Source organism: Flavobacterium sp. 28YEA47A (assembly GCF_041262125.1).
Taxonomy (GTDB): Bacteria; Bacteroidota; Bacteroidia; order Flavobacteriales; family Flavobacteriaceae; genus Flavobacterium.
In genome coordinates, this window is sequence record NZ_JBGCCI010000008.1 from 73,799 (window position 1) to 96,063 (window position 22,265).

General features: G+C 35.7%; 17 protein-coding genes. 11 read left to right on the forward strand and 6 right to left on the reverse strand.

The annotated features are described in order from the left end of the window. Positions 1-33: 33 nt before the first annotated feature. Positions 34-1,545, forward strand: coding sequence for a S41 family peptidase (locus ABH942_RS12565; RefSeq protein ID WP_370032467.1), 1,512 nt, complete (start codon positions 34-36; stop codon positions 1,543-1,545). Positions 1,546-1,690: 145 nt separating this feature from the next. On the opposite strand, the gene ABH942_RS12570 is transcribed toward ABH942_RS12565, so the two are convergent. Further along, on the reverse strand, positions 1,691-2,062 hold the full coding sequence (locus tag ABH942_RS12570) for a winged helix-turn-helix transcriptional regulator (protein WP_370032469.1): 372 nt from the start codon (positions 2,060-2,062) through the stop codon (positions 1,691-1,693). A 237-nt stretch (positions 2,063-2,299) separates the two neighbouring features. Between ABH942_RS12570 and ABH942_RS12575 the strand changes: the two genes are divergently transcribed. Next, positions 2,300-3,211, forward strand: a complete 912-nt coding sequence (locus ABH942_RS12575; protein ID WP_370032471.1) for a ClpXP adapter SpxH family protein — start codon at positions 2,300-2,302, stop codon at positions 3,209-3,211. A gap of 221 nt (positions 3,212-3,432) precedes the next feature. Here the strand turns inward: ABH942_RS12575 and ABH942_RS12580 are convergent, their stop codons facing one another. Next, positions 3,433-3,879, reverse strand: coding sequence for a GNAT family N-acetyltransferase (locus ABH942_RS12580; protein WP_370032473.1), 447 nt, complete (start codon positions 3,877-3,879; stop codon positions 3,433-3,435). An 87-nt stretch (positions 3,880-3,966) separates the two neighbouring features. On the opposite strand from ABH942_RS12580, the gene ABH942_RS12585 reads away from it, so the two are divergent. After that, on the forward strand, positions 3,967-5,412 hold the full coding sequence (locus ABH942_RS12585) for a PLP-dependent aminotransferase family protein (RefSeq protein WP_370032475.1): 1,446 nt from the start codon (positions 3,967-3,969) through the stop codon (positions 5,410-5,412). A gap of 476 nt (positions 5,413-5,888) precedes the next feature. After that, positions 5,889-8,444 carry a magnesium-translocating P-type ATPase gene (mgtA, locus tag ABH942_RS12590; protein ID WP_370032477.1) on the forward strand — a complete coding sequence of 852 codons (2,556 nt, stop codon included), beginning with the start codon at positions 5,889-5,891 and terminating at the stop codon, positions 8,442-8,444. Between the two features lie 5 nt (positions 8,445-8,449). On the opposite strand, the gene ABH942_RS12595 is transcribed toward mgtA, so the two are convergent. After that, a complete protein-coding gene (locus ABH942_RS12595; RefSeq protein WP_370032479.1) occupies positions 8,450-9,250 on the reverse strand; it encodes a polysaccharide deacetylase family protein in 801 nt (266 codons plus the stop codon). Between the two features lie 269 nt (positions 9,251-9,519). Here ABH942_RS12595 and ABH942_RS12600 point away from each other — a divergent pair, with 269 nt between their 5' ends. The 4 genes from ABH942_RS12600 to ABH942_RS12615 all read left to right on the forward strand — a co-directional run bounded on the left by ABH942_RS12600 (position 9,520) and on the right by ABH942_RS12615 (position 14,799). Next, on the forward strand, positions 9,520-12,096 hold the full coding sequence (locus ABH942_RS12600; protein ID WP_370032481.1) for a phosphatidylglycerol lysyltransferase domain-containing protein: 2,577 nt from the start codon (positions 9,520-9,522) through the stop codon (positions 12,094-12,096). A gap of 38 nt (positions 12,097-12,134) precedes the next feature. Continuing rightward, positions 12,135-13,556 (forward strand): AcvB/VirJ family lysyl-phosphatidylglycerol hydrolase, encoded by a 1,422-nt coding sequence (locus tag ABH942_RS12605; protein WP_370032483.1) that lies wholly within the window; start codon positions 12,135-12,137, stop codon positions 13,554-13,556. Between the two features lie 128 nt (positions 13,557-13,684). Next, entirely contained in the window at positions 13,685-14,461 is a 777-nt protein-coding gene (locus ABH942_RS12610; RefSeq protein WP_370032485.1) for a LuxR C-terminal-related transcriptional regulator, read from the forward strand. A 143-nt stretch (positions 14,462-14,604) separates the two neighbouring features. Then, on the forward strand, positions 14,605-14,799 hold the full coding sequence (locus ABH942_RS12615; RefSeq protein ID WP_370032487.1) for a hypothetical protein: 195 nt from the start codon (positions 14,605-14,607) through the stop codon (positions 14,797-14,799). An 89-nt stretch (positions 14,800-14,888) separates the two neighbouring features. Here the strand turns inward: ABH942_RS12615 and ABH942_RS12620 are convergent, their stop codons facing one another. Continuing rightward, the gene (locus tag ABH942_RS12620; RefSeq protein ID WP_370032489.1) at positions 14,889-17,264 is read right to left on the reverse strand and encodes a TonB-dependent receptor domain-containing protein; all 2,376 of its coding nucleotides are present in this window, start codon (positions 17,262-17,264) and stop codon (positions 14,889-14,891) included. Between the two features lie 378 nt (positions 17,265-17,642). On the opposite strand from ABH942_RS12620, the gene ABH942_RS12625 reads away from it, so the two are divergent. Both ABH942_RS12625 and ABH942_RS12630 read left to right on the forward strand, forming a co-directional pair. Beyond that, positions 17,643-18,485 carry a sensor histidine kinase gene (locus ABH942_RS12625; protein WP_370032491.1) on the forward strand — a complete coding sequence of 281 codons (843 nt, stop codon included), beginning with the start codon at positions 17,643-17,645 and terminating at the stop codon, positions 18,483-18,485. Continuing rightward, entirely contained in the window at positions 18,482-19,207 is a 726-nt protein-coding gene (locus ABH942_RS12630; RefSeq protein ID WP_370032492.1) for a LytR/AlgR family response regulator transcription factor, read from the forward strand. The genes ABH942_RS12625 and ABH942_RS12630 overlap by 4 nt, the downstream gene beginning before the upstream one ends. Before the next feature lie 166 nt (positions 19,208-19,373). On the opposite strand, the gene ABH942_RS12635 is transcribed toward ABH942_RS12630, so the two are convergent. After that, entirely contained in the window at positions 19,374-19,568 is a 195-nt protein-coding gene (locus tag ABH942_RS12635) for a hypothetical protein (protein ID WP_370032494.1), read from the reverse strand. 220 nt (positions 19,569-19,788) lie between these two features. On the opposite strand from ABH942_RS12635, the gene ABH942_RS12640 reads away from it, so the two are divergent. Beyond that, positions 19,789-21,627, forward strand: a complete 1,839-nt coding sequence (locus tag ABH942_RS12640) for an ATP-binding protein (RefSeq protein ID WP_370032496.1) — start codon at positions 19,789-19,791, stop codon at positions 21,625-21,627. Between the two features lie 162 nt (positions 21,628-21,789). Here the strand turns inward: ABH942_RS12640 and ABH942_RS12645 are convergent, their stop codons facing one another. Next, positions 21,790-22,155 carry a VOC family protein gene (locus ABH942_RS12645; RefSeq protein ID WP_370032498.1) on the reverse strand — a complete coding sequence of 122 codons (366 nt, stop codon included), beginning with the start codon at positions 22,153-22,155 and terminating at the stop codon, positions 21,790-21,792. Positions 22,156-22,265: the final 110 nt, after the last annotated feature.

Sequence of the window (22,265 nt, forward strand, 5' to 3'; positions counted from 1 at the left end):
CAATACTAACCTGATATCAGTAGCCTAAAAAGAATGAAACCGAACTCAAAATATAAAACCATATTCTATATAATCGTCATTACTTTATTTATAGGCACTACCCTACCCGTTAAAAGTCAGGAAAAAAGTCATAACCCTTCTAAAAAAGGCAGTATTCCCCAAAAGTTAACTGTAAAAAGTATGCAGTCAGATATGGCTATACTCTGGTCAGCCATAAAAGAGATGCATCCGGGATATAATTATTATACCTCTGCTGACAGTTTGCAAAAAGCCTACAATCAGACCTATTCATCAATCAACAAACCTTTATATGAAAGTGAATTTATTTCTCAGATATACCCTTTCATCTGTAAATTGAGATGTGGACATACACAGATAAAACATTCTGTAGGGCATAAGGATCCTGTAGGTCTGTATCCTGCTCATTTGCCTTTTAAAGTACTTGCTACTAATGGTCGTGTTTTTATAACTACCCATCAAACAGAGGTATTACGAACCGGAGATGAAATTATCAGTATCAATGATGTTGTTGTAAAAGAAATTATCAAACAGGGTTTTGACTTATATTCTACAGACGGATATAATCAAACCTTTAAAGAATTGTTTTTAAGCGAGTACGACGGTTTTGAAGATGCCTGCAATAAATACTACCATTGGAAAGGGTCTTATAAAATGCAGATACGAACCAGACAAGGCGAACTTAAAGATTTGACTGTAGATACAGATAAAATAATCTCGAACGAACCCCAAACTGCTCCTTTTGATAACTATACAAACTGGACTACTGCAGAAAAAACAGGAAATCTTAAGCTTCGGTTTTTTAATGACTCACAGACAGCCTATTTTGAGACAAAACCTTTCTCATACGAAGACACCCTGACTTACAAAGAAGCGTTCAAGCAGATACAAGATAAAAAAATAAAGAATCTTATATTGGATATGCGGCACAATACGGGAGGTGACATCCGTGTTGCAATTCAATTATTATCCTATCTCGCAGATTCTCCTTTTAACATCATTAAAGATGTCAGGTCACGGTTACAAAATCCTGCTTTAAATAAATCTGCCAACTATTTTGATAAGGATCGCACCAATGGATTTTTACAAGGATATAAAATTACCAACAAAGAAGGTTTATGGTATCATGTAGAGACGACACCTGCAATGGGTACGGTATACGGTCCGCTTCCGTTAGCAAAAGAGTATCATTTTGATGGTAGTTTGTATGTTTTAATTGATGGTGCTACTTTTTCTTCAGGTGCTCTTTTTACTGCAGCTCTTAAATCGCAATGCAAAAAAGTAAAATTCATTGGGAGAGAAACTGCTGGCGGTGAGGAAGGATGCAATGGTATGGTGATGCAGGAATTAACATTGCCAAATACAAAAATAATGATTGATTTCCCCTGGATGCGTGTCGAATCTGTAGCCCGGAATCCGATTCGTGGTCGGGGCATTATGCCGGATTACAGAGTGGATTATGATCCATTAGATATCGTAATTAAAAAAGACCGTGATCTTGAAAAGGCTATGGAGTTGATAAAGTAATTACTTTTTGACTATCACTAGATAATTTAAGTTGAGAGTTTTTTTAAATTACACAGATTTAGAAGACTATATTAACTAAAAGAATCTATTTTCAAAAACTTCTTTTACTCATGAAATCCCTAAACTTAGCACCTTAGAACCTTAGTTACTTAGCACCTTCTTTCAAATAAACCTTCCTCCTATAATCAATTCCCCATTTTGCCATTTCATCAATTAGCGGAGAAAGTGTCTTGCCATATTCTGTAATTGAATATTCAACAGTTATGGGCTTTGTATTCATTACTTTTCGATTCACCAGATTATTTACTTCCAGATCCTGAAGTTCCTTTGACAGCATTTTTGTCCCGATTCCATTTATTTCCCGTAACAAGTCCATAAAGCCCAACGTATTACCCTCTATCAGTGTTCCCAATATATGGAATTTCCATTTCCCGGATAATAAGCTCATCGTATCACTAATGGCTTGCATTCTGACCTGGCAAACAGGTGTGGCATTTATTTCGGCGGTTTTTTTCATTGTTTTTGAATTGAATGTATACTTTACAAAGTTACGGATTCAGTAGATACTTTCTAAAAGGAAAGTAGTTTCCAAAGGGAAACCCATAGCAAATATACATTCAATGTGGCGTAGTTTTGTGTTTATAAACTGTAAGCCTATTCTGAAATAGTATTCAAAAAAATGAAATTAAAATCTATAGCAATACTAGTATTAATGCTAGGCAACTTCAGTTGTCAGGCTCAAACAAATAAAAAAATGGAAAACAATACCAATCCCTTATTATGCGATCCTGTTGAAGGTATTTGTGGGATACCCGATAATTCAACATCAGGAAAAATTGAAACACAAAACACCCAAAAGCCCGTCAAGGTTATTTATTTTACAGACCCGATTTGTTCTTCTTGTTGGGGAATTGAACCGCAACTGCGTAAACTAAAATTGGAATACGGCAATAGTATAGAAATTGAATACCGAATGGGTGGTTTGCTTCCGGATTGGAGCTACAACAGCGGCGGTATCAGCAAACCTTCAGATGTAGCACACCATTGGGACGAAGTGAGTGTTTATTATGATATGCCAATTGATGGCGACGTTTGGCTAGAAGATCCTTTACAATCCTCTTATCCGCCTTCGATAGCTTTTAAAGCCGCTGAAATGCAAAGCAAAGAAAAAGCTATTCAATTTTTAAGAGAAATCAGGGAAATGGTTTTCTTACAAAAAAAGAACATTGCAAAATGGGAAAACTTAGAAATGGTCGCTAAAAAAGTTGGTTTAGATGTAAAACAATTTACAACCGATTTTAATGGTAAAGCCAAAGTGCTTTTTGAGGAAGATCTGCATTTTGCAAAACAAAATGGTGTTAGAGGATTTCCAACAATCTTCTTTATAGACGCAACAGGACAAAAGGAAACTGTTTATGGTTCAAAACCATACGCCTTGTATGAAAGTGCTATTTTAAAACTTCATTCAAACGCAGTCAAAAGTGAATATTATAAAAATTGGGAAGTCCTTTTTTCAAAATATCCTTCTTTGACAGCAAAAGAATTTTCTGAACTTTCCGGAACACCAAGAGCAGAAAGCGAAAAACAATTAAATGAACTTGCCGCAAAAGGGAAATTAGGAAAACTGACAACGAAAAACGGTTCCATTTGGACAGTAAAGGATTAATTACTGACTGCTCAAACGCAATCTAGTTTTAAAACATAAAAAACCTGTAAATCATATGATTTACAGGTTTTTGTTTTGGCTAAATATACAATTAACTACATTTTTTTTTTTCTCTGATACTTATTTTCATTAACAATAATTTAGCACATTCGCTTGCACAGTTTCCATGGTCTTAATCCTTAATTAAAAACGGCAGATATAGTAATCTGCCGTTTTTCTATTTATTTCCACCAATGATAGTAATTATGCAATCCGTCATACTCGAATCCACAACGCGGATAGAGATTATTTCCAATATCGTTTGTCTTTTCCGTTTCAAGCATCAAGCCGCAAGCTCCGGTTTCTTCACACCATTGTTTGCTACGGTCAATCAAAGCAACAGAAAGTCCTTTCCCTCTGTAATCCGGGTGTACAAACAAATCGCTTAACAGCCATTGTTTCTGTAATTTGGTATAATGAAAAAGTTTGTACAGTTGGACAAAACCCACTGCTTTTCCGTCAACTATAGCCAGAAAAATGTCAGATTCGCTGTTGAGGAATCTTTCTTTTAAAAAGGCTTTTCCTTTTTCTAGATCGGATTCCTGCCGATAAAAAATTCTGTAGAGGTTAAACAGAACCGCTGTCTCATTCAAGTCTTCCAGACTTGCTTTTTTGATTTGATAACTCATGCTGTTATATGTTTAAATTTATTCGGCTAAAGTATTTTCAATTTGGACTACATTTGTAATCCAGATTTAACTTAACAGGTAGTCCAGATGTTTCCGTTTCAACATATAATCATCATTGATAAAGAGAGTAAAATTCCTTTATACCGGCAGATTGCTATTTCTATTATCAATGAAATAAGGACAGGAACCTTAAAAGCCGGAACACATCTGCCAGGAACAAGAGAGCTTTCTAAAAAATTAGGCGTACACCGTAAAACGGTCATTGCAGCCTATGATGAATTGAGTGCTCAGGATTGGATAGTGGTCGTTCCCAGAAAACACGTTACCGTATCCAAACAGATTCCTACTTTGAAAGCTCAAAAATGGAATCAAAAAGACGCTACATTATCGTATCAAAATACTTTTGACCTTCCGTTACATGGGCTGGAAGAAAAAGCATCTGAACAGCCAATACTATCTGCTCCAGAAATCTTTATCGATGATGGCTATCCCGACATAAGACTTTCTCCTATTGACGAATTATTAAAAATATACCGATCATATACAATTCGGAAATATGCAGTCAAAAATGCCATTGTAGGAACCACGCAGGGCACGTTGAAACTCAGGGAGGAGCTGGTTCGTTATTTATCCAAAACAAGAGGATTAAATATTGCAACAGATAACCTACTGATTACACATGGTGCACAAATGAGTATTTACCTGGCCTCCCAAATACTGCTAGACAAAGAAGCTACTATCATTATTGGCAATCCTGATTATCCGATAGCCGATAAAACATTTGAAAGAACCAAAGCATTGGTTATCGAAGTCCCTGTTGATGAAAACGGATTAGATATCAGTGCAATTGAAAAAATTTGCAAAAAGAAAAAGATAACTGCCGTGTATGTGATTCCGCACCATCATTATCCAACAACAGTAACATTGAGCGTGGAAAGACGGATGAAACTTTTGGAACTTTCAAACCAATATTCCTTTACTATCATTGAAGATGACTATGATTACGATTATCATTACTCTTCTTCGCCCTATTTGCCACTAGCCAGTGGAAGCCATAATGGCAATGTAATTTACATTGGCTCTTTCTCTAAGGTTTTAGGACCTTCTATTCGCATTGGCTTTATGGTAGCTCCTAAAAACTTCATTAAACAATGCACAAAACTACGGGAAGTTATTGATTATGGTGGTGACGGATATATGCAAAATGCACTTGCCGAACTCATTGAAAATGGAGATTTAAGTCGCTATCTGAAAAAGACTAAAAAAAGCTATCGCCAGCGCAGAGACTATCTGGATGTTTTGCTAAAAAAACATTTGGGCAACCATATTACCTATTCCTTACCTGATGGCGGAATGGCTATCTGGATTAAAATAAATCCTCGTTTTTCGGTATGCAAATTGGAATCCGTACCTCAACTGTATATCAAACGGATCCACAAGCAGGAAAATGCGTTTCGTTTTGGGTTTGCTTCGATGAATGAAAAAGAATTGGAAGAAGCTGTTTTGTGTTTAAAGGTTGGGTTGGAGAGTTAAAAGAGAAGCTAAGGTTTTTAGGCACTAAGACACTGAGGTTATGAGGTGTAAGTTTATACTTTCTGCATATAAAAGAGTAAGTATCGAAAGTAAATTTCTGTATCTGTTTCTATTTGGAGCAAAACCACTTACCACTATCGACTAACCATTATCAACTATCAACTATAGAGGTTCTGAGGTGCTAAGGTTTTAAGGCACTAAGTTTATTAGTTCTTATATGGAAAGAGAAAGTTGTTGAAAGTAAATTTTTGTATATGTTTTTGGTGTAAAACCACTTACCACTATCGACTAACCATTATCAACTATCAACTATAGAGGTTCTGATCTGCTAGATTTATGTTTTTTTTACTTAATCCACAAAAAATGAAATCAATTAAAAATGGTATTATGTATTATGCCACCTAAAAAGTCGTAAATTTGATAGTAAAATTTGGGTTAAATACTTGGAATTCTATTAACTGAAACTCTTGGATATTATGAAAAAAGCAACTCAAGGCGAAAACCAGACAAAAGAAAACCAATATTGGACTAAACAGCCTAAAGAACTCTTTTCTGAATTTGAAACAGGAGAAAACGGACTCTCAGAAAATGAGGCTGAATCAAGAATCGCACATTATGGCCCCAACAGCCTAAAGGGAAAAAATACTTCCAGTGCCTACTTACTATTTCTGGGACAGTTTAAAAGCCCAATAACACTTATTTTAATTGCTGCCGCTATACTTTCATTATTATTACAGGATCGGACTGATGCGATTATCATTTTATTGATTGTAATGATTAGTAGTTGCCTGGGATTCTGGCAGGAATACGGAGCTTCAAATGCCGTTGCCAAACTACTGAAAATGGTACAGGTTACCGTAAAAGTGCTACGTGACGGAAAAGAAGCCCAATTGCCAACAGAATCAATTGTTCCGGGAGATGTTGTTATTCTTTCTGCTGGCGACATTATTCCCGCCGATTGCATTCTACTGACTTCTCAGGATCTTTTTGTTGATGAAGCAGCCTTTACCGGAGAGAGTTTTCCCGTAGAAAAACAGGTAGGCGTTTTTACTGAAGACACACCTGTTGCAAAACGTTCCAATATGCTATTTATGGGTTCCCATGTCATTAGCGGAAAAGCTTCCGTTATAGTCGTATGTACGGGAATGAATACCGAGTTCGGAAAGATTTCCAACAGATTGAGACAAAATGCCCCAGAAACAGAATTCGAAAAAGGAATAAAAAAGTTTGGGTTTATGCTCATGCAAATAACACTTATTCTGATTCTTATCATTTTTGCCTTGAATGTACTCCTGCACAAGCCTGTTCTTGATTCTTTTCTCTTTTCATTGGCTTTAGCCGTTGGGCTTACACCTCAATTATTACCCGTAATCATTACAGTAAATTTATCTACCGGGGCTAAAAAAATGGCCGCACAACAGGTAATTGTCAAACGTCTTGCCGCCATTGAAAATTTTGGGAGCATGAATATCCTCTGTTCGGATAAGACCGGTACCATTACACAAGGAAAAGTAAAATTATATAAGGTTTTTGGTTTTGATGGTGAAGAAAACAACCTTGTCAACGAGTATGCCTTATATAACGCAACCCTGCAACAGGGATTTAAAAACCCTATAGATGAAGCAATCATCGATGCTTTCAAGGCAGATAATCAGAAACTACCAAAACTAGTCGATGAAATCCCTTATGATTTTATACGAAAGCGATTAAGTATAGCCGTAGATCTCGAGGGTCAGATTACTTTTATTACCAAAGGAGCGTTTCAGGAAACCTTAGCAGTCTGCACTCAGGTCCAGACAGAAAAAGACACCATCCTTCCCTTATCAGAAGATAAAAAAAAGACCTTGACAGAACTGTACGAACGTTACAGTAAAGAAGGATATCGAACACTTGGTATATGCTGGAAAAATATTGGTACTTCTACCATTTCGAAAGAAGACGAAAACAATATGATATTTCTTGGCTTTGTAACCTTCTTTGATCCTCCAAAAGCAAGTGCCATCACAGCAATAGCCAATTTGGAAAAATTAGGCGTCAAATTAAAAATCATTACCGGAGACAATGCGCTGGTAGCTGAAAGTCTTGCCAAACAAGTAGGTATTGCAAACCCAATAGTTGTTAAAGGCAGCTCATTAAGAAAAAACAGCAGTGAAGCACTGGTTGCAAATGCCTTACGGGCCGATATTTTTGCCGAAGTAGAACCCAATCAGAAAGAACAGATTATCCTTGCACTGAAAAAATCCGGCAATGTGGTTGGTTTTATGGGAGACGGAATTAACGATGCCTCAGCTCTTCATGCTGCTGATGTAGGAATTTCTGTTGATACGGCCGTAGATGTCGCTAAAGAAGCTGCTGATTTGGTGCTTATGGATCAAGACCTCCAGGTGTTGGCCAATGGTATTAAAGAAGGACGAAGGACTTTTGCCAATACAATGAAGTACATTTTCATGGCTACGAGCGCTAATTTTGGCAATATGTTCAGTATGGCCGGAGCTTCACTCATACTTCCCTTCTTACCTCTTTTACCAAAACAGATATTGCTAACCAATCTGCTTACAGATATTCCTGAGACAACCATTGCAGCAGATAATGTTGACGAGGAATATATCAACACGCCTCACAAAATTGACATTCGCTTTATCACAAAATTCATGTTTGTTTTTGGCCTTCTTAGCTCTGTATTTGACTATTGTACTTTTGGTGTACTGTTATGGGGACTTAAAGCAAACGAACAGCAATTCCAGACCGGATGGTTTCTTGAATCCGTTATTTCGGCATCACTTATTGTACTCGTTGTACGTACCCGACTTCCATTTTTTAAAAGCAGACCCTGTAAGCCGTTGCTATTCTCTAACCTGTTTGTAATCTTGTTTGTCTCAATATTGCCATTTCTTGCAGTAGGTAGCCTTTTCGGTTTTGTTCCCCTACCCTTACGATTTTATGCTTATATGGCAGTTATTGTAGTAGCTTATGTTTTTACAGCCGATTATATAAAAAGATGGTTTTACAGGAAACTGGCATCAGGATACTAGCGTTATCAGTTTGCCGACATCATAGTATACAAATCAGATAATGTATAAAACTGAAGATCATTAAGTTTCATATAATCACATATAAACTCTAAAGTTTCGATTTTGGTCTGATAATTTTCAGTTACATTTTTAACCGGTTTATGGCCACACAAAATCAAGATTTTATTGTTTTTCTTCGTATAATCCAATAATTCCAAAAGATAAGACATACTAAAATGTACATGGTTATCGTCTATACCAAAAGCATACATATATTTGCCGCCCCTAAAATAACATCCTTCCGTTTCCGGAGTGTCACATCGAAAAGCTCTTCCTCTTATTATATTGAATTTAGAAGATAAAGCCTTGTCAATAGAATCAGAGCGTTGGCCATAGGGATATGCAAATGATGAAACATTAAAAGACAATCGGTTCATAGAAGCCAGCATAGGATCAATCTCCTGTTTCATATATTCATTAATACCATTGGCAGCCACATATTTAATCGCATTGTAGTGATGGTATCCGTGGCCTGCTATTTCATGACCTTCCTTTTGCATTTCAAGCAGCTTTTGGATTTGAGGAGTACCAATAGAATCAATCCTACAAACACAAAAGCTGGCTTTCCATCCATATTTTTTGAGAATTTGATTCGCATCAAACCATTCATCTACATAAGCATCGTCAAAAGAAAGAACCACACCCGCTTTATAAGGCTTTTGACTAACTTGTGGCTTTGCCACTGGCTCTGGTTTTGAGACTTCTTCACAGGAAATGAAAGCGAAAAAGGACAAAACCATTACGATTTTAAGTAGAAATAACTTCATGTTTTTTTATTTGCTATTTTTTAAAAATCATAAAAATTTGACTTTCAAACAAATACCTTCGTTTTATATAAAAAAAGAAAAATTCTAAGTAATTTAGGATTTTAAGCAAAATAAAAACTATTTATCTTTTAAAACACTCAATCTAAAAAATATTTTTTAAGATTTTTATTTATCTTTAGTATGTCCGATATAGTTCAGAAACCTATTATCAGTATCACAAAATGAAATTCACAGCACTATTGGATTTTAAGACTGGATTTGCAAAAAAAATGAAGTTCCCTTTTTATAAGGAGAATAGAAAAATAATTACACAATCTGTAATTGGCGTCTTCTTTATCGGATTGGGAATTTGGTTTATAAAACACGAAAAAACAGAAATTTTCCAAATAAAACATACTCTTGTTACAGCTTCTTTACAGTGGGTTTGTTTAGGCATAATCATCACAATTGTTTATTTTATTCTACAAGGATTGATGTATGTCGCCTCTTTTGCTGCCGTAAATGCTAAAATCGCATTAAAAGATGGTGTCGTCCTTTTCTTAAAGCGAAATTTCATTAGTGTATTCCTTCCGGCCGGTGGTATTTCTTCTCTGGCTTTTTTTACAAAAAAAATAGAAGAAAAAGGAAATGATAAAACCCAAATCCATTTAGCATCTTCTATTTATGCTTTTATCGGATTGGTTTCGGTTGTGCTATTTGCCATTCCTGTATTTCTGTATGCTTTTATCAAAAATACGATCGGAAGTGAAGATTGGGCAGCATTAGTCCTGATTAGCCTATTCCTAGTTAGTATTATCAAAGTATATCAATCTATCATAAAAAAAGGGTTGCTATACAGACTGATAACAAAATGGTTTCCTAAAACGGAAGTTTTTATAAATGAACTGGAAATCAATAAAATCAACAAAAAGAAATTCGTTCTTGCCTTATGGTATTCTATCCTGATTGAAGTCGTAGGAATTAGCCATTTGTATATAGCCATGTTGGCGTTGAACTTTCAACCCTCTTTGATGGCAGCTCTGATGGGCTATATTATTTCTGTTATTTTTCTAATCCTATCCCCTTTTATGCGGGGTCTGGGTGCTGTTGAAATTTCAATGAGCTATATCCTAATTCGCTATGGTTTTAAAAATCCAGATGCTATTGCGATAACTTTTCTATATCGCTTCTTAGAGTTCTGGACGCCTTTGCTTGCAGGAATATTGGTATTCATGTCAAAAATTAATAAGATACTGATGCGCATAGTTCCGGCTCTCCTGCTATTTGCTTTAGGCATCATAAACATAATCTCTGCCTTAACTCCGGCCATTAGTAATCGTTTGGCGCACTTAAAAAATTATTTACCTCTCGAAGCCATCCATGTTTCTAATTATTTGGTATTTACTGCCGGACTTTTTCTGTTAGTTACCGCATCATTTATGATCAAAGGCCTGCGGATGGCCTGGTGGTTTGCATTATCGTTATCCCTAATTTCTTTATTTGGACATATAACCAAAGCTATTGACTATGAAGAAGCTATAGTTGCATTAATTGTAATCAGCGTTTTAATAGCAACACGTAAAGAATACTATATAAAAACCAATCCAAAGCTTAGTTTATTAGGATTGGAAACCTCTGTTTTAAGTATACTGGCCGTAATAATCTATGGCAGCATTGGGTTTTATTTTTTAGACAAAAAACATTTTGGCTTTGATTTTAGTACATTTCAATCCGTCAGATACACTTTACAGAATTACTTTTTAGTTGGAAGTGCCGACCTGATCCCGTTAGATCGTTTTGCCGATCATTTTCTATTGTCGATAAAAATCAGTGGTTTTTTATCATTCGCCTTTTTAGTATATACGCTGATAACTCCATATATCTACAAAAATCCAACCTCTAACGAAGAAAAAAAACGGGCAAAAGAGTTGGTCGAAAAATATGGCAATTCCAGTCTGGATTATTTCAAAACCTACTTTGACAAGCAGCTTTTTATTTCAAAAAGTAAAATGGCTTTTATTGCTTATAAATTAGCCGGAAATTATGCTGTAGCGCTTGAAAATCCTGTAGCACAGAATGAAGAAGAAATGAAAAATTGCATCATCGAATTTGATCTATTTTGTTACGAAAGCGGTTTAAAAAGCATTTTTTACAGAGTATTGGAAAAAGACCTAGAGCTGTATCAATCGTTACAAAAAAAATACTTTTTTCTTGGCCAGGAAGGCATCGTGAACTTAACCGAATTTAGCTTAGAAGGCGGAAGTAAAAAATCTTTGCGCAATGCTCTGAATAAAATAACAGAAGGCGGATTTAAAGCTGCCATCTACCAACCTCCAATGAGCAATGAGATTTTACATAGATTAGAAACTGTAAGTTCTGAATGGCTGAAGGAAACCGAAAGAAAAGAAATTGTTTTCTCACAGGGATTGTTCAGTATTGAAGAATTAAAACATCAAACCATAATTACGGTTGAGGATAAGGAATCAAAAATAGTTGCCTTTTTAAATATTATTCCGGACAGTAAACAAGGAGAAGCCACATACGACCTCATCCGTAAGACAACTGATGCACCAAACGGAATATTGGATTTCATTATGATAGCTCTTTTTGATTATCTAAAATCACAAAACTATTCAACGGTCAATTTAGGCCTGGCTCCAATGAGCGGTATTGAAACACCCAAAACCATTCAGGATAAATCAATGAAATATGCCTATGAAAAAATCAAATCGTTTTCACATTACAAAGGATTGCGAAACTTTAAGGAAAAATTTTCACCGGTTTGGTACAATCAATACGTGATTTTTTCAGACGACTATGATTTAATACAAATACCAAGAATTCTATCTAAAGTTATTAAACCTTAATATACTGCTGTTTATAATTAATCTTGAAAAATTATACCATGAAAAAACTTATTTTAAGTCTTACAATTGCACTGGTATTTATTTTAAATGCTAGTGCTTTAGAAAATGATGTCATCAGTTATGGCCCGTTTGGAAAAGTGACGATTTATAAACCAACAGGCTCACCAAAAACACTTGTGCTTTTTATATCGGGCGATGGCGGTTGGAACAAAGGCGTTATCGATATGGCAAAAAATATAGCCAGCCAGGATGCAATGGTAGTTGGCATAGACATACTTACCTATTATAAAAACATAAAAAAAGAAAACGTAAAATGTTATTATCCGGCCGGTGATCTTGAAAATTTGAGTTTAGAAATTCAAAAAAGATATAAATTCCCAAATTATTTCAAACCCATATTGGTTGGTTATTCTGCCGGATCGACCTTAGCGTATGGCGCATTGGCACAAGCTCCTGAAAACACTTTCAAAGGAGTAATTGCATTGGGATTTTGCCCCGATATTGAGTGGGATAAAACCTTGTGTAATGGATTCGGACTAACTACAAAAGTTTTAAAACCGAGCAAGTCTTTTTATTTAAATCCCAGTTCAAAATTAACAGCACCTTTTATTGTGCTTCATGGAGCCAAAGATCTTGATTGTCCCTATGTAGATGCTGTTAGGTATATGAAAGAAGTAAATACGGAACAATTAATCACACTGCCAAATGTGGGTCATGGTTTTTCGGTAACAAAAAATTGGATGCCGCAGTTTATTACAGCCTTTAAGAAAATCCAAAACACACCAACATACAGAGATGTAAAAAACTTAGAAAGTAAATTGGAACAGCCTCAAAACTTTCAAATCTATCAAACCAGCTTACCGTTGACAATCATTCATTCTGATGCCAAAGAAAATTTGCCACTCGCTTTTATGATTTCCGGTGATGGCGGCTGGACAAGCTTTGACCAGAAACTGGGAGAACAATTTTCAAAAGCCGGAATCCCTGTAGTCGGATTAGATGCACAAGACTATTTTTGGAACACCAAAACACCACAAAAAAGTGCTCAGGATATCTCAAATGTAATTAGCCATTATCTACAGCAATGGAATAAAAACTCTTTTATTCTGGTGGGCTATTCCTTTGGAGCTTCAGTCGTTCCATTCATTGCCAGTGATTTTCCAAATGAATTAAAAGAAAAAATAAAAGGCGTATATAGCCTATCTCCGGACGAAACTGCCGATTTTGAAATTCATCTTTTAGATATGGCAGGAATCAGTTCAGAAGAAAAGTATAATGTTATAAACGAAATCAATAAAATTAAATCGCTAAATCCAGTTTGCTTTTTTGGCAGTGAAGAAAGTGAAACTGTTCGTAAAACCTTTGAAACATCAGTATCGAAAGTAATCCTGCTGGCAGGCGACCATCATTTTGACAATAACTTTGTTTCAATTGTTGAAAGTGTCTTAAAGAATTTATAATCTAAAAACAATTACCAATTCTACAATAGAAAATGTAATACATTTAAGAAAAATATTAATTTTGTTAATATAGAGAAGTCCGTATCCATAAAAAAAGCGAATTTTAACACATTGAAATTACGTGTCCTATGGAAAAAAAGAGCCAATTTTATCTACAGGCCCAAAAATATTGGAAAACTGTAGTAAAGAAAAAGTACGCTAGTGATTGTGCTGACCTCCAACTTCAGATTGATGCGCACAAACGCCTCTTAAATATTTTTCAGGCGGGTGATTATTACTTTCTCCTCTTTGACATCTTTAACGGGGAAATAACTGAAATAAGTCCCGAAATGGAACCAATATTAGGCTATTCGCCTACAGAAATGGATATGAATCTGTTCATGGACAGCATTCATCCACAGGATATGCCTTACTTTCTGAGCTTCGAACAGCAAGCCACCATATTCTTTAACAATACAGCTATTGATAAAATTGGCCATTATAAGGTTCAATATGACCTGAGACTTGAAAAAAAAGAAGGTGATTATGCCCGTATACTGATACAGTATGTATTGGTAAACTACGAAGCACGAAATATTTACCACAGCTTCCATATCCATACAGATATTACCCATATCAAAAGGGAAGGAATTCCTCACTGTTCAATCATAGGACTAGACGGCGAACCCTCATATTACGATATTCAGGATACAGCCACCATCCTACCCTCATACGAAATCTTTACAAAAAGGGAAAAAACAATTCTAAAAAGAATCGTAGAAGGAAAAACCAGCCAGCAGATAGCGGATGAGCTTTTTGTAAGTATTCATACCATCAATACCCACCGTAAAAACATTTTAGCAAAAAGCAATACTGATACACCTGTACAATTAGTAAAAAAAGCTATAGAAGAAGGCTGGATTTAGTAGAAAATCACTAAGGTTAGGTCAACTTCAATGAAAAAAATAGTACTAACTACGGTGATTATTTTACAAACAACTTTTTTGTGCGCACAAAAGAATGATTGTTCAGAAAGCGGTTGTGGAAACAAATCAAACAACATTACAAGATGTTGCGGCATATAGAAATCAACGGGCTTAAGAAAGTCAAGCATGATTGTAAACTTTATGTGACAGGCGGAGATAACCGTGTAAGCGACTTTATGATTGTTAGCAGTGAAAACACAAACGTTTTGACAGATAAAATGGAGGTGACTTTCTTTACATTCTCAAATGCCGGAACTATTGGCTTGGAAGTAAAATAGTTCTTCAAGCAACAATCGTCCCGCTACCATCAAACAAAATGACAACGGGTTATTTTTTATCACTCTTCACCTCCTATCCTATCAGCTTTTTACAATCTGTTTAGTTCCTCAGAATTTCCTGACTGGCGTTCGCGGGTCTTCAGATTGCTGTTACCAAAACGGTAAGTCAGTGAAAAGCGCACACGTTGCATGTCCCAAACATTTTTAAATTCCTGAGTTACACCATACATATTCTGTTTTGAGTATTCGCGTCCGTTAAAAATATCGGTTCCACTAATGCCCAGTTCTAATTTTTTATCAAGCATTTGGTATTTTACCGTAGCATAAAACTTGGCATAAGGTTTTAAACTTGAATTCTGGTAAGTCTCTCCAAAATTCTGAAAATAGCTTACACTCAGGAAAAACGTCTTGTTTTTGTTTAATGTAAAATCATTGGTTGTGAAAAAAGACGAAGATGCTCCCTTATTCCTTCTGTCAGAAACCGCAATATCTGATTCTGAGTAACTCAAATTAAGATTATTCACACTTGTCCACCACGGTGTTGGTTTTGCCGTATAACTCTGCGTAAAGCTAAGCATGTCCTCATTGACATAATTCATCCAGATATAGTTGTTCTGTTTCGTCTCCGGGTTCAATATAGAAGCCTGGTTAACGCCATCTCTCATGCTTGAAAAACTAAGTCGTGAATCTAACGTCTTATACGTAAACGTTACTTCAAAATTATGTGTAAAAGATGGTCTTAAAAATGGATTTCCTTCATTGTAGCTAAACTCGTTGTTAATAGTACGGAAAGGATTCAGGCTTTCATAACTCGGACGTCTTATACGGCGGGAATAATTGAACCCAAGACTTTTGTCTTCAGTAAATTGGTGTAGGATATACAACGTAGGAAATAATTTCAAGTAATCATTCTTATGTCGGTTATTGGCTTCTCTCGAAAATCCATCCGTTTGTGTAGCTTCTAAACGTAAGCCTGCCTGGATATTCCACTTATCATTGAATTTTTTGCTTCCCGAAATATAAAGGGCTTCATTCTTTTCAGTGTATTCAAAATAATTTGACAGGTTGGTATCATATACCATTTCGCCATTTTCGTCTTGCTTAAATGCATTAATCAGGTTATCTGATTTTGAATTGGAAAATCGGGCTCCTGCCGTAAAATCAGCAATTTTAGTAGGTAATTCGAAATCTACTTTAGCCGACAAGTTTTGTATTTTGATATCTACATCATTGATACCTGCATGCTTAGAGTTGGCAATCAGTTCATTTCCAGGCGTATAATTCGCATAAGCATATTCATTAAAAGTTGGCGTGTGATAGTTTACAAAATCAACATCTACCATCACTTTTTTACCCAAAGTATCCAATTTATATTCTGAATATATGTTGTAAATCTGCTGATAGGTTTTATCATTTGAGGCTGCATTGTTCTTCATAAATTGCTGGATATCGCCTCCTTTTTGATTAAAAATAGTTGTAAGCTGTGGCTGTTCATCTGTAAACTTAGAAGTATAGACAGAAACTTTTGTACCGATTGTCCATTTTTTAGTCAATTGATAATCCAGAGCCAATTGTCCGTTGAAATAGCGGTTTTTACCATTGGAGCTGCTTTCATTCTGCCAAAAAGCATCCGTATAATAAATATCATTGTTCCAATTGATTAAAGAGCGTCGTACTCCTGTACTGGCAGAACTTCTTAATGTCAGCTTATTCTTTTGTAGATTAAAAGCCGTGTTATACTGTTGTGTATTTCTACGGCTGCGTTGGTAAGCTCCACCAAGTAAAGCATTCCAACTGTCTTTCTTGACTTTCTTGGTAACAATGTTGATGATCCCGCTGTTGCCTTCAGCCTGATATTTGGCAGGCGGTGTAGTAATCACTTCAATTTTTGACAAATTGGACGCACTGATACTTTCCAGATAATTCATCAGTTCTGCCTGTTCCATATAAGTAGGCTTGTCATCGATCAAAACCATAACCGAATTTTTACCCGAAATACTTATGCTTTCCTGTGTTACAGTAACACCAGGTGTAGTTCTAAGAGCGTCTATAGCAGTACCTCCGGTAGACGAAGTTGCATTGGCTACATGATATACAAAACGATCAGCTTTGCGTTCCATCAGTTTTTTAGGAGCTTCAATCACTACCTCATCGAGTTTTGTTTTGCTTTCAAATGCAATCACTCCCAAATCGATATCGTTCTTTAATGCCAGTTCTTGTTTGTGCACCACCTGATCAAAATATAAAATTTCTAAGCGGTAATCGTTTGTTTGCACTTTTAAGGCAAAAGAACCATTTTCGGCAGTCTTGCCTTTAATAGTATCTTTGGCTATTAAAAAGACATCGTAAAATGCTGCAGGCTCACCGTTGGCGTGTGCTATACCTTTTACTTCATGCGTCTGTGCAAAAAGAGAAGTTGCAAGTAAAAACGAGATCCAAACTAAAAAATGTGCTGATGTTTTCATGTGTATTATTTTTCAGCAAATCTTCGACTTTTACCGTTTTTATTTTTTTTATTTCGACCACTCCGGTAAAAAATCCGACCAATGGGTTGGTCGGAGAAAAACAGGTGTTTGTCGAAAAAAAGTTTTTTGTTATTCCTTAATGCTCTACTTTTCCACTCTCAAAAAATAGCCCTTACAATGAAGAAAAAATATGTGATTCTATTGCATCTATTATTTTGGATGTACTATATAATGCAAGATTTGGCTGTATTTAATCTCAAACAAAATGCATTCACTTTTCCTATACTATCACCCGATTTCAGTAAACCAGAATACGCTCTTATATTGTCATTTACAATAATCTATGTTTTTATTTTTTATTTGAATTACTTAGTATTTATGCCAAAGTTTTTTGATGTGAAAAATGTAAAACGTATCGTATTATCGTTTTTGGGCCTGTTCGTCATTTTTATTGGAATGCGCTATTTGATAGAAGAAATTTTGTACTACAAATGGCTTGGTTTCCATAATTATTACAAAGGAGTAACAATTAGTTACTATATCTATGACAATTTATCGTATAGCAGCCTACCCATTATGGCTTCTTCTGTCTTATGGTTTATTGTAAACATGTTACGCCTGCAAAAAGAACAGATAACCTTGTTGGAAAGTAAGCGCGAAACAGAAATTAATTTCCTGAAATCGCAGATCAATCCGCATTTTATATTTAATACCCTTAACAATATTTATTATCTGGTATTTGAAAAGTCAGACAAAGCACTTCCGGCTGTAGAACAATTGAGCGGCCTGATGCGTTATATGACCTATGAGAGCCAAAACGAAACTATTGCATTACAGCGCGAAATAGCCTATATAGACGATTTTATTGCTTTAGAATCGATGCGGATTTCAGGTAACCCGCAAGTAATTTTCAAAAAAAATATCAAAAATCCAGAGTGCCGCATACCGCCTTTATTGTTAATTCCATTTGTTGAAAATGGCTTTAAGCACGGTATTTTGAACAATCCGGAACAGCCATTTACTATTGAACTGACACAAAATAAAAATCATTTAATTTTACAGACGCAAAACAGCATCAATAATTATAAAAAAGACCAGCAGTCTGGCGTTGGCATTGAAAATATAAAGAAGCGACTACAATTGTATTTTCCTGACAGGCATTCATTAGAAATTACCACGAAAGAAAATATGTATTACGTAAAATTAGACATCACACTATGAAAACCATCCGCTGCGCAATCCTAGACGATGAACCCATGGCAGTGGCTCTGTTGTCAAAATATGTAGAAAAAATTTCCAGTTTTGAATTGGTAAAAGCCACAACCAATCCATTCGAAATACTGGAACTTATAGCCAAAACAACCATTGATGTTTTATTTATCGACATACAGATGCCGGAACTTACGGGTTTGCAGATGATGGAGATGTTGGGCAATAAAACCAAATTTGTAATTACTTCTGCCTATAGCGAATATGCTTTGAAAGGCTATGAACATAATGTGGTCGATTATTTATTAAAACCGATTTCATTTGACCGTTTTTATAAATGCATACAGAAAATAGAATCCCTTTCGCAAGAAAAGCCAGCTCCGGCTGTAGAAGTTGTCGCAAAAACCGAAGAAAAGCCGGATGAGTTTTTATTTATAAAAACCGATGGTAAGCTGGTAAAAATAAACCTAAACGATTTACTGCTTGTTGAAGGCTTAAAAGATTATCTGTATTTACATCTAAAAAACGAAAAACTTATCGTGCTGGACACTCTGAAAGAGTTTGAAGCAAAACTACCGGCATCTGATTTTATGCGGGTACATAAATCCTACATTATTCGACTTGACCAAATCGAGACTATCGAACGCAACAGAGTATTTATTCAAAAAAATATTGTTCCTATTGGCGAAACATATAGGATTAAGTTTCAGGATTGGGTGAAAAGCTTCTTATAATAGTAGATAGTCTTTTTAGTGGATAATTGATAGTGGATAGTCTTTAGTTGAACTACACTTTATCAATTATGCATTGTACTATACACTATCCACTATACACTGTCAACTATACACTATACACTGTCAACTATACACTGTCAACTATACACTATCCACTATATATTAACTATGCTCTTTTTTTCAGCCATAAATAAACCGTCCAAACTACAGTAATGGCAAATACAATAAAAAGCGGCACATAATAATTCTGGAAAAAATCGTGGAAATAGCTGCCTACAATGATATAAATACTGGCTATGCAAAGTTTAAAAGGAATAAACTCTTTGTTCGCCCATGTCGTTTTTGCATTAAAGAAACCCATAATAATCTGTTTTTAAAGTTAGTAGATCGTCTTAAAATTAAGAAATTTGGTTATAGCTCGATGAAAAAATTGATTGTTTTAATCTTTTTAATGAGTTATTGATTTTCTATTTGGAATAGCCGAATTGCTCATTCCCGTAAAATATCTATCATATAAATGCTTATATTAGCGTAAACAGTTCCCATCTACCATAAATCGGCAAGGAGTAAACTTTGGCTATATGAAAAAACTATTGTTTTTCTGTTTATTACTACTATCATGGAACTTAGGCTTTGCGCAGGCATCTGAATTAAAAAAAATTCAGGCTTCCCTACCGCAAATCCGCGATAGCCTGCAATATGTAGATGCCCTGAACCGCATGGCAATATTGCTGTATGAAAAGAATATTGACAGCACTTTTTATTATACCCGAATCGCCCGTGAAATCGCAGACCGTCATAACTATAGAAAAGGCAGAGCCGATGCGATGAATAATCTGGGAATCTTTTTTGATATCAAAGGCAATTTCCAGATGGCTTTAAAATACTACAACAAAGGTTATACAGAATATAAAAAGCTGGCAGATCCTGTCAATTGTGTTCAATCTTTGATGAATATTGGCATGGTATATCAGGAAATGGGCAAAGATGACCGTGCCCTGCAACGCTATGAATTGGCTTTCAGACAGTCCAAACAGCTTCGTAACGACTCCATCCGATCTTTGGTTATTTATAATTATCTGTTGTCCTATCCGAAACATTTTAGTAAGGATTCTACCTGCTATTATATTGATGTCGCCAAGCAAATTGCTACCAAATACAAAGACGAACGAACATTGGTGGCTATAAATCAGTTGGTGGCAGATGATATGATCAGCCATGGTAAACGTGCTGAAGGACTGACCCTGCTTAAGCAAACCATTGCGACCGCCATTGACAAAAAACTGTTTTATGTGTCTATGGATATGCTCATCGATATAGGAAAGCAATTGGAAACCACAGACCCGGAGCAAAGTATAACCTATTTTAAACAAGCCTTATCTATTGCAGAAAGTAATGACTATGTGTATTATAGCGAAATCCTTACACGTAAACTGTTCGAAATTTATGATGCACGCGGCGAGTTTGCAACGGCGGCTATCTTTAGTAAAAAATTAATCGAGATATACGACAAGGAAGCTGTATTAAACAGTGAATCAGGAATAGATTATATCGACTATGCACTTAAAGAGGAACAGGTAAGATCGTTGGAAAATCGCTATTCCTATCAGCTGACTTTGTCTGTATTGGCTTGTGTGGCTTTTATGCTGGCGATTTCCATGATTTTCTCTATCCGTAAACATTTACGGCGTAGTAAACAGCAAAACAGCCAAATGAAAAAGGCTTTAAGCGCATTGGAACATAGTCAGGCAGACAATACCCGTATGATGCGGATTGTAGCACACGACCTCCGTAATCCCATAGGAGGAATATATTCTCTTGCTTCTATGATGTTGGAAGATGCTGACAGAACTGAAGAAGATAGAACTATGCTCGATTTGATGAAAACATCAGGGCAAAACTCATTAGAACTGGTTGATAACCTCTTGCAATTGCAATTTAGCAGCGAACAGTTAAAAAAGGAACCCGTTGATATTGCAGAAATGCTTAAATATTGCGTAGCGCTGCTAAAAAGCAAAGCCGATGTAAAACAACAACAACTCAGCTTAGAAATTGTGCCGGCAACAGTAACCGCAAGCCGTGAAAAGCTCTGGAGAGTGGTTAGCAACCTGATTGCCAACGCCATCAAATTCAGTCCTAATGGAGCTAAAATCAAGATCCAAATGATGCAGAAAGAACAAGGGATACGCATTTTGGTAAAAGACGAAGGCATAGGAATACCGGCAGAAATGGGCGAAAAAATATTTGATATGTTTACCGAAGCCAAAAGACCCGGTACTGCTGGAGAACAGCCTTTTGGTATGGGATTGGCAATTTCAAAACAGATTGTTGAAGCCCATAATGGTAAAATCTGGTTTGAGAATAATGCAAACAGCGGTACTACTTTTTATATAGACTTACCTTTTAACTCTAATAATTAATTAACCTTAATAGTTGATAATGGTTAGTTGATAGTTGATAGTGGTTAGTTGATAGTGGTAAGTGGTTTTGCTCAAAATAAAAACATATACAAAATTTACTTTCAACAACTTTTTCTTTAACCCTAGTACCTCAGAACCTTAGTGCTTCAAAACCTTAGTACCTTAATTCGAAACAATCAAATAGTAATTATCCAAATCTCTTAATGTAAACTGCATTTTAAGCGAATTTTCATTATAATGAATTTCCTTTTCAATAGCAGCATTCATTTTCCTTGCATTGCTAATCACTTCTTCAAGATTGCCAACCCTAAAAAACAATATCAATCCGTTTCCTGCTTTCTCACTGTTATGCATTGTAGGATGGTCGTGCTCTCCCCATTTGTGCAGGCATAGCACTACATTATCTTCACTTGTCAGAATTTCAAAAGTATCTCCTCCATGACTGCTTTTACAACCTAATAGGTTTTGATAAAACTCAGAGCTCATACGGACATCTTTTACTGCAATTATTGTTTCGGTTCTTACCATTCTGATTTTGATTTAAAACGATGTCTAATTTACAAAAAATGAAAAACAAGGCTAATCTTGACACGGGCAAATATCAAATAAATTATTGCGACATAATTGCAATAACAAAA

Bases quoted from the DNA above. Each gene is read 5' to 3' on its own strand.
- ABH942_RS12565 (WP_370032467.1), top strand. From the start codon at position 34: ATGAAACCGAACTCAAAATATAAAACCATATTCTATATAATCGTCATT.
- ABH942_RS12570 (WP_370032469.1), bottom strand. From the start codon at position 2,062: ATGAAAAAAACCGCCGAAATAAATGCCACACCTGTTTGCCAGGTCAGA.
- ABH942_RS12575 (WP_370032471.1), top strand. From the start codon at position 2,300: ATGGAAAACAATACCAATCCCTTATTATGCGATCCTGTTGAAGGTATT.
- ABH942_RS12580 (WP_370032473.1), bottom strand. From the start codon at position 3,879: ATGAGTTATCAAATCAAAAAAGCAAGTCTGGAAGACTTGAATGAGACA.
- ABH942_RS12585 (WP_370032475.1), top strand. From the start codon at position 3,967: ATGTTTCCGTTTCAACATATAATCATCATTGATAAAGAGAGTAAAATT.
- mgtA (WP_370032477.1), top strand. From the start codon at position 5,889: ATGAAAAAAGCAACTCAAGGCGAAAACCAGACAAAAGAAAACCAATAT.
- ABH942_RS12595 (WP_370032479.1), bottom strand. From the start codon at position 9,250: ATGAAGTTATTTCTACTTAAAATCGTAATGGTTTTGTCCTTTTTCGCT.
- ABH942_RS12600 (WP_370032481.1), top strand. From the start codon at position 9,520: ATGAAGTTCCCTTTTTATAAGGAGAATAGAAAAATAATTACACAATCT.
- ABH942_RS12605 (WP_370032483.1), top strand. From the start codon at position 12,135: ATGAAAAAACTTATTTTAAGTCTTACAATTGCACTGGTATTTATTTTA.
- ABH942_RS12610 (WP_370032485.1), top strand. From the start codon at position 13,685: ATGGAAAAAAAGAGCCAATTTTATCTACAGGCCCAAAAATATTGGAAA.
- ABH942_RS12615 (WP_370032487.1), top strand. From the start codon at position 14,605: ATGTTGCGGCATATAGAAATCAACGGGCTTAAGAAAGTCAAGCATGAT.
- ABH942_RS12620 (WP_370032489.1), bottom strand. From the start codon at position 17,264: ATGAAAACATCAGCACATTTTTTAGTTTGGATCTCGTTTTTACTTGCA.
- ABH942_RS12625 (WP_370032491.1), top strand. From the start codon at position 17,643: ATGCCAAAGTTTTTTGATGTGAAAAATGTAAAACGTATCGTATTATCG.
- ABH942_RS12630 (WP_370032492.1), top strand. From the start codon at position 18,482: ATGAAAACCATCCGCTGCGCAATCCTAGACGATGAACCCATGGCAGTG.
- ABH942_RS12635 (WP_370032494.1), bottom strand. From the start codon at position 19,568: ATGGGTTTCTTTAATGCAAAAACGACATGGGCGAACAAAGAGTTTATT.
- ABH942_RS12640 (WP_370032496.1), top strand. From the start codon at position 19,789: ATGAAAAAACTATTGTTTTTCTGTTTATTACTACTATCATGGAACTTA.
- ABH942_RS12645 (WP_370032498.1), bottom strand. From the start codon at position 22,155: ATGGTAAGAACCGAAACAATAATTGCAGTAAAAGATGTCCGTATGAGC.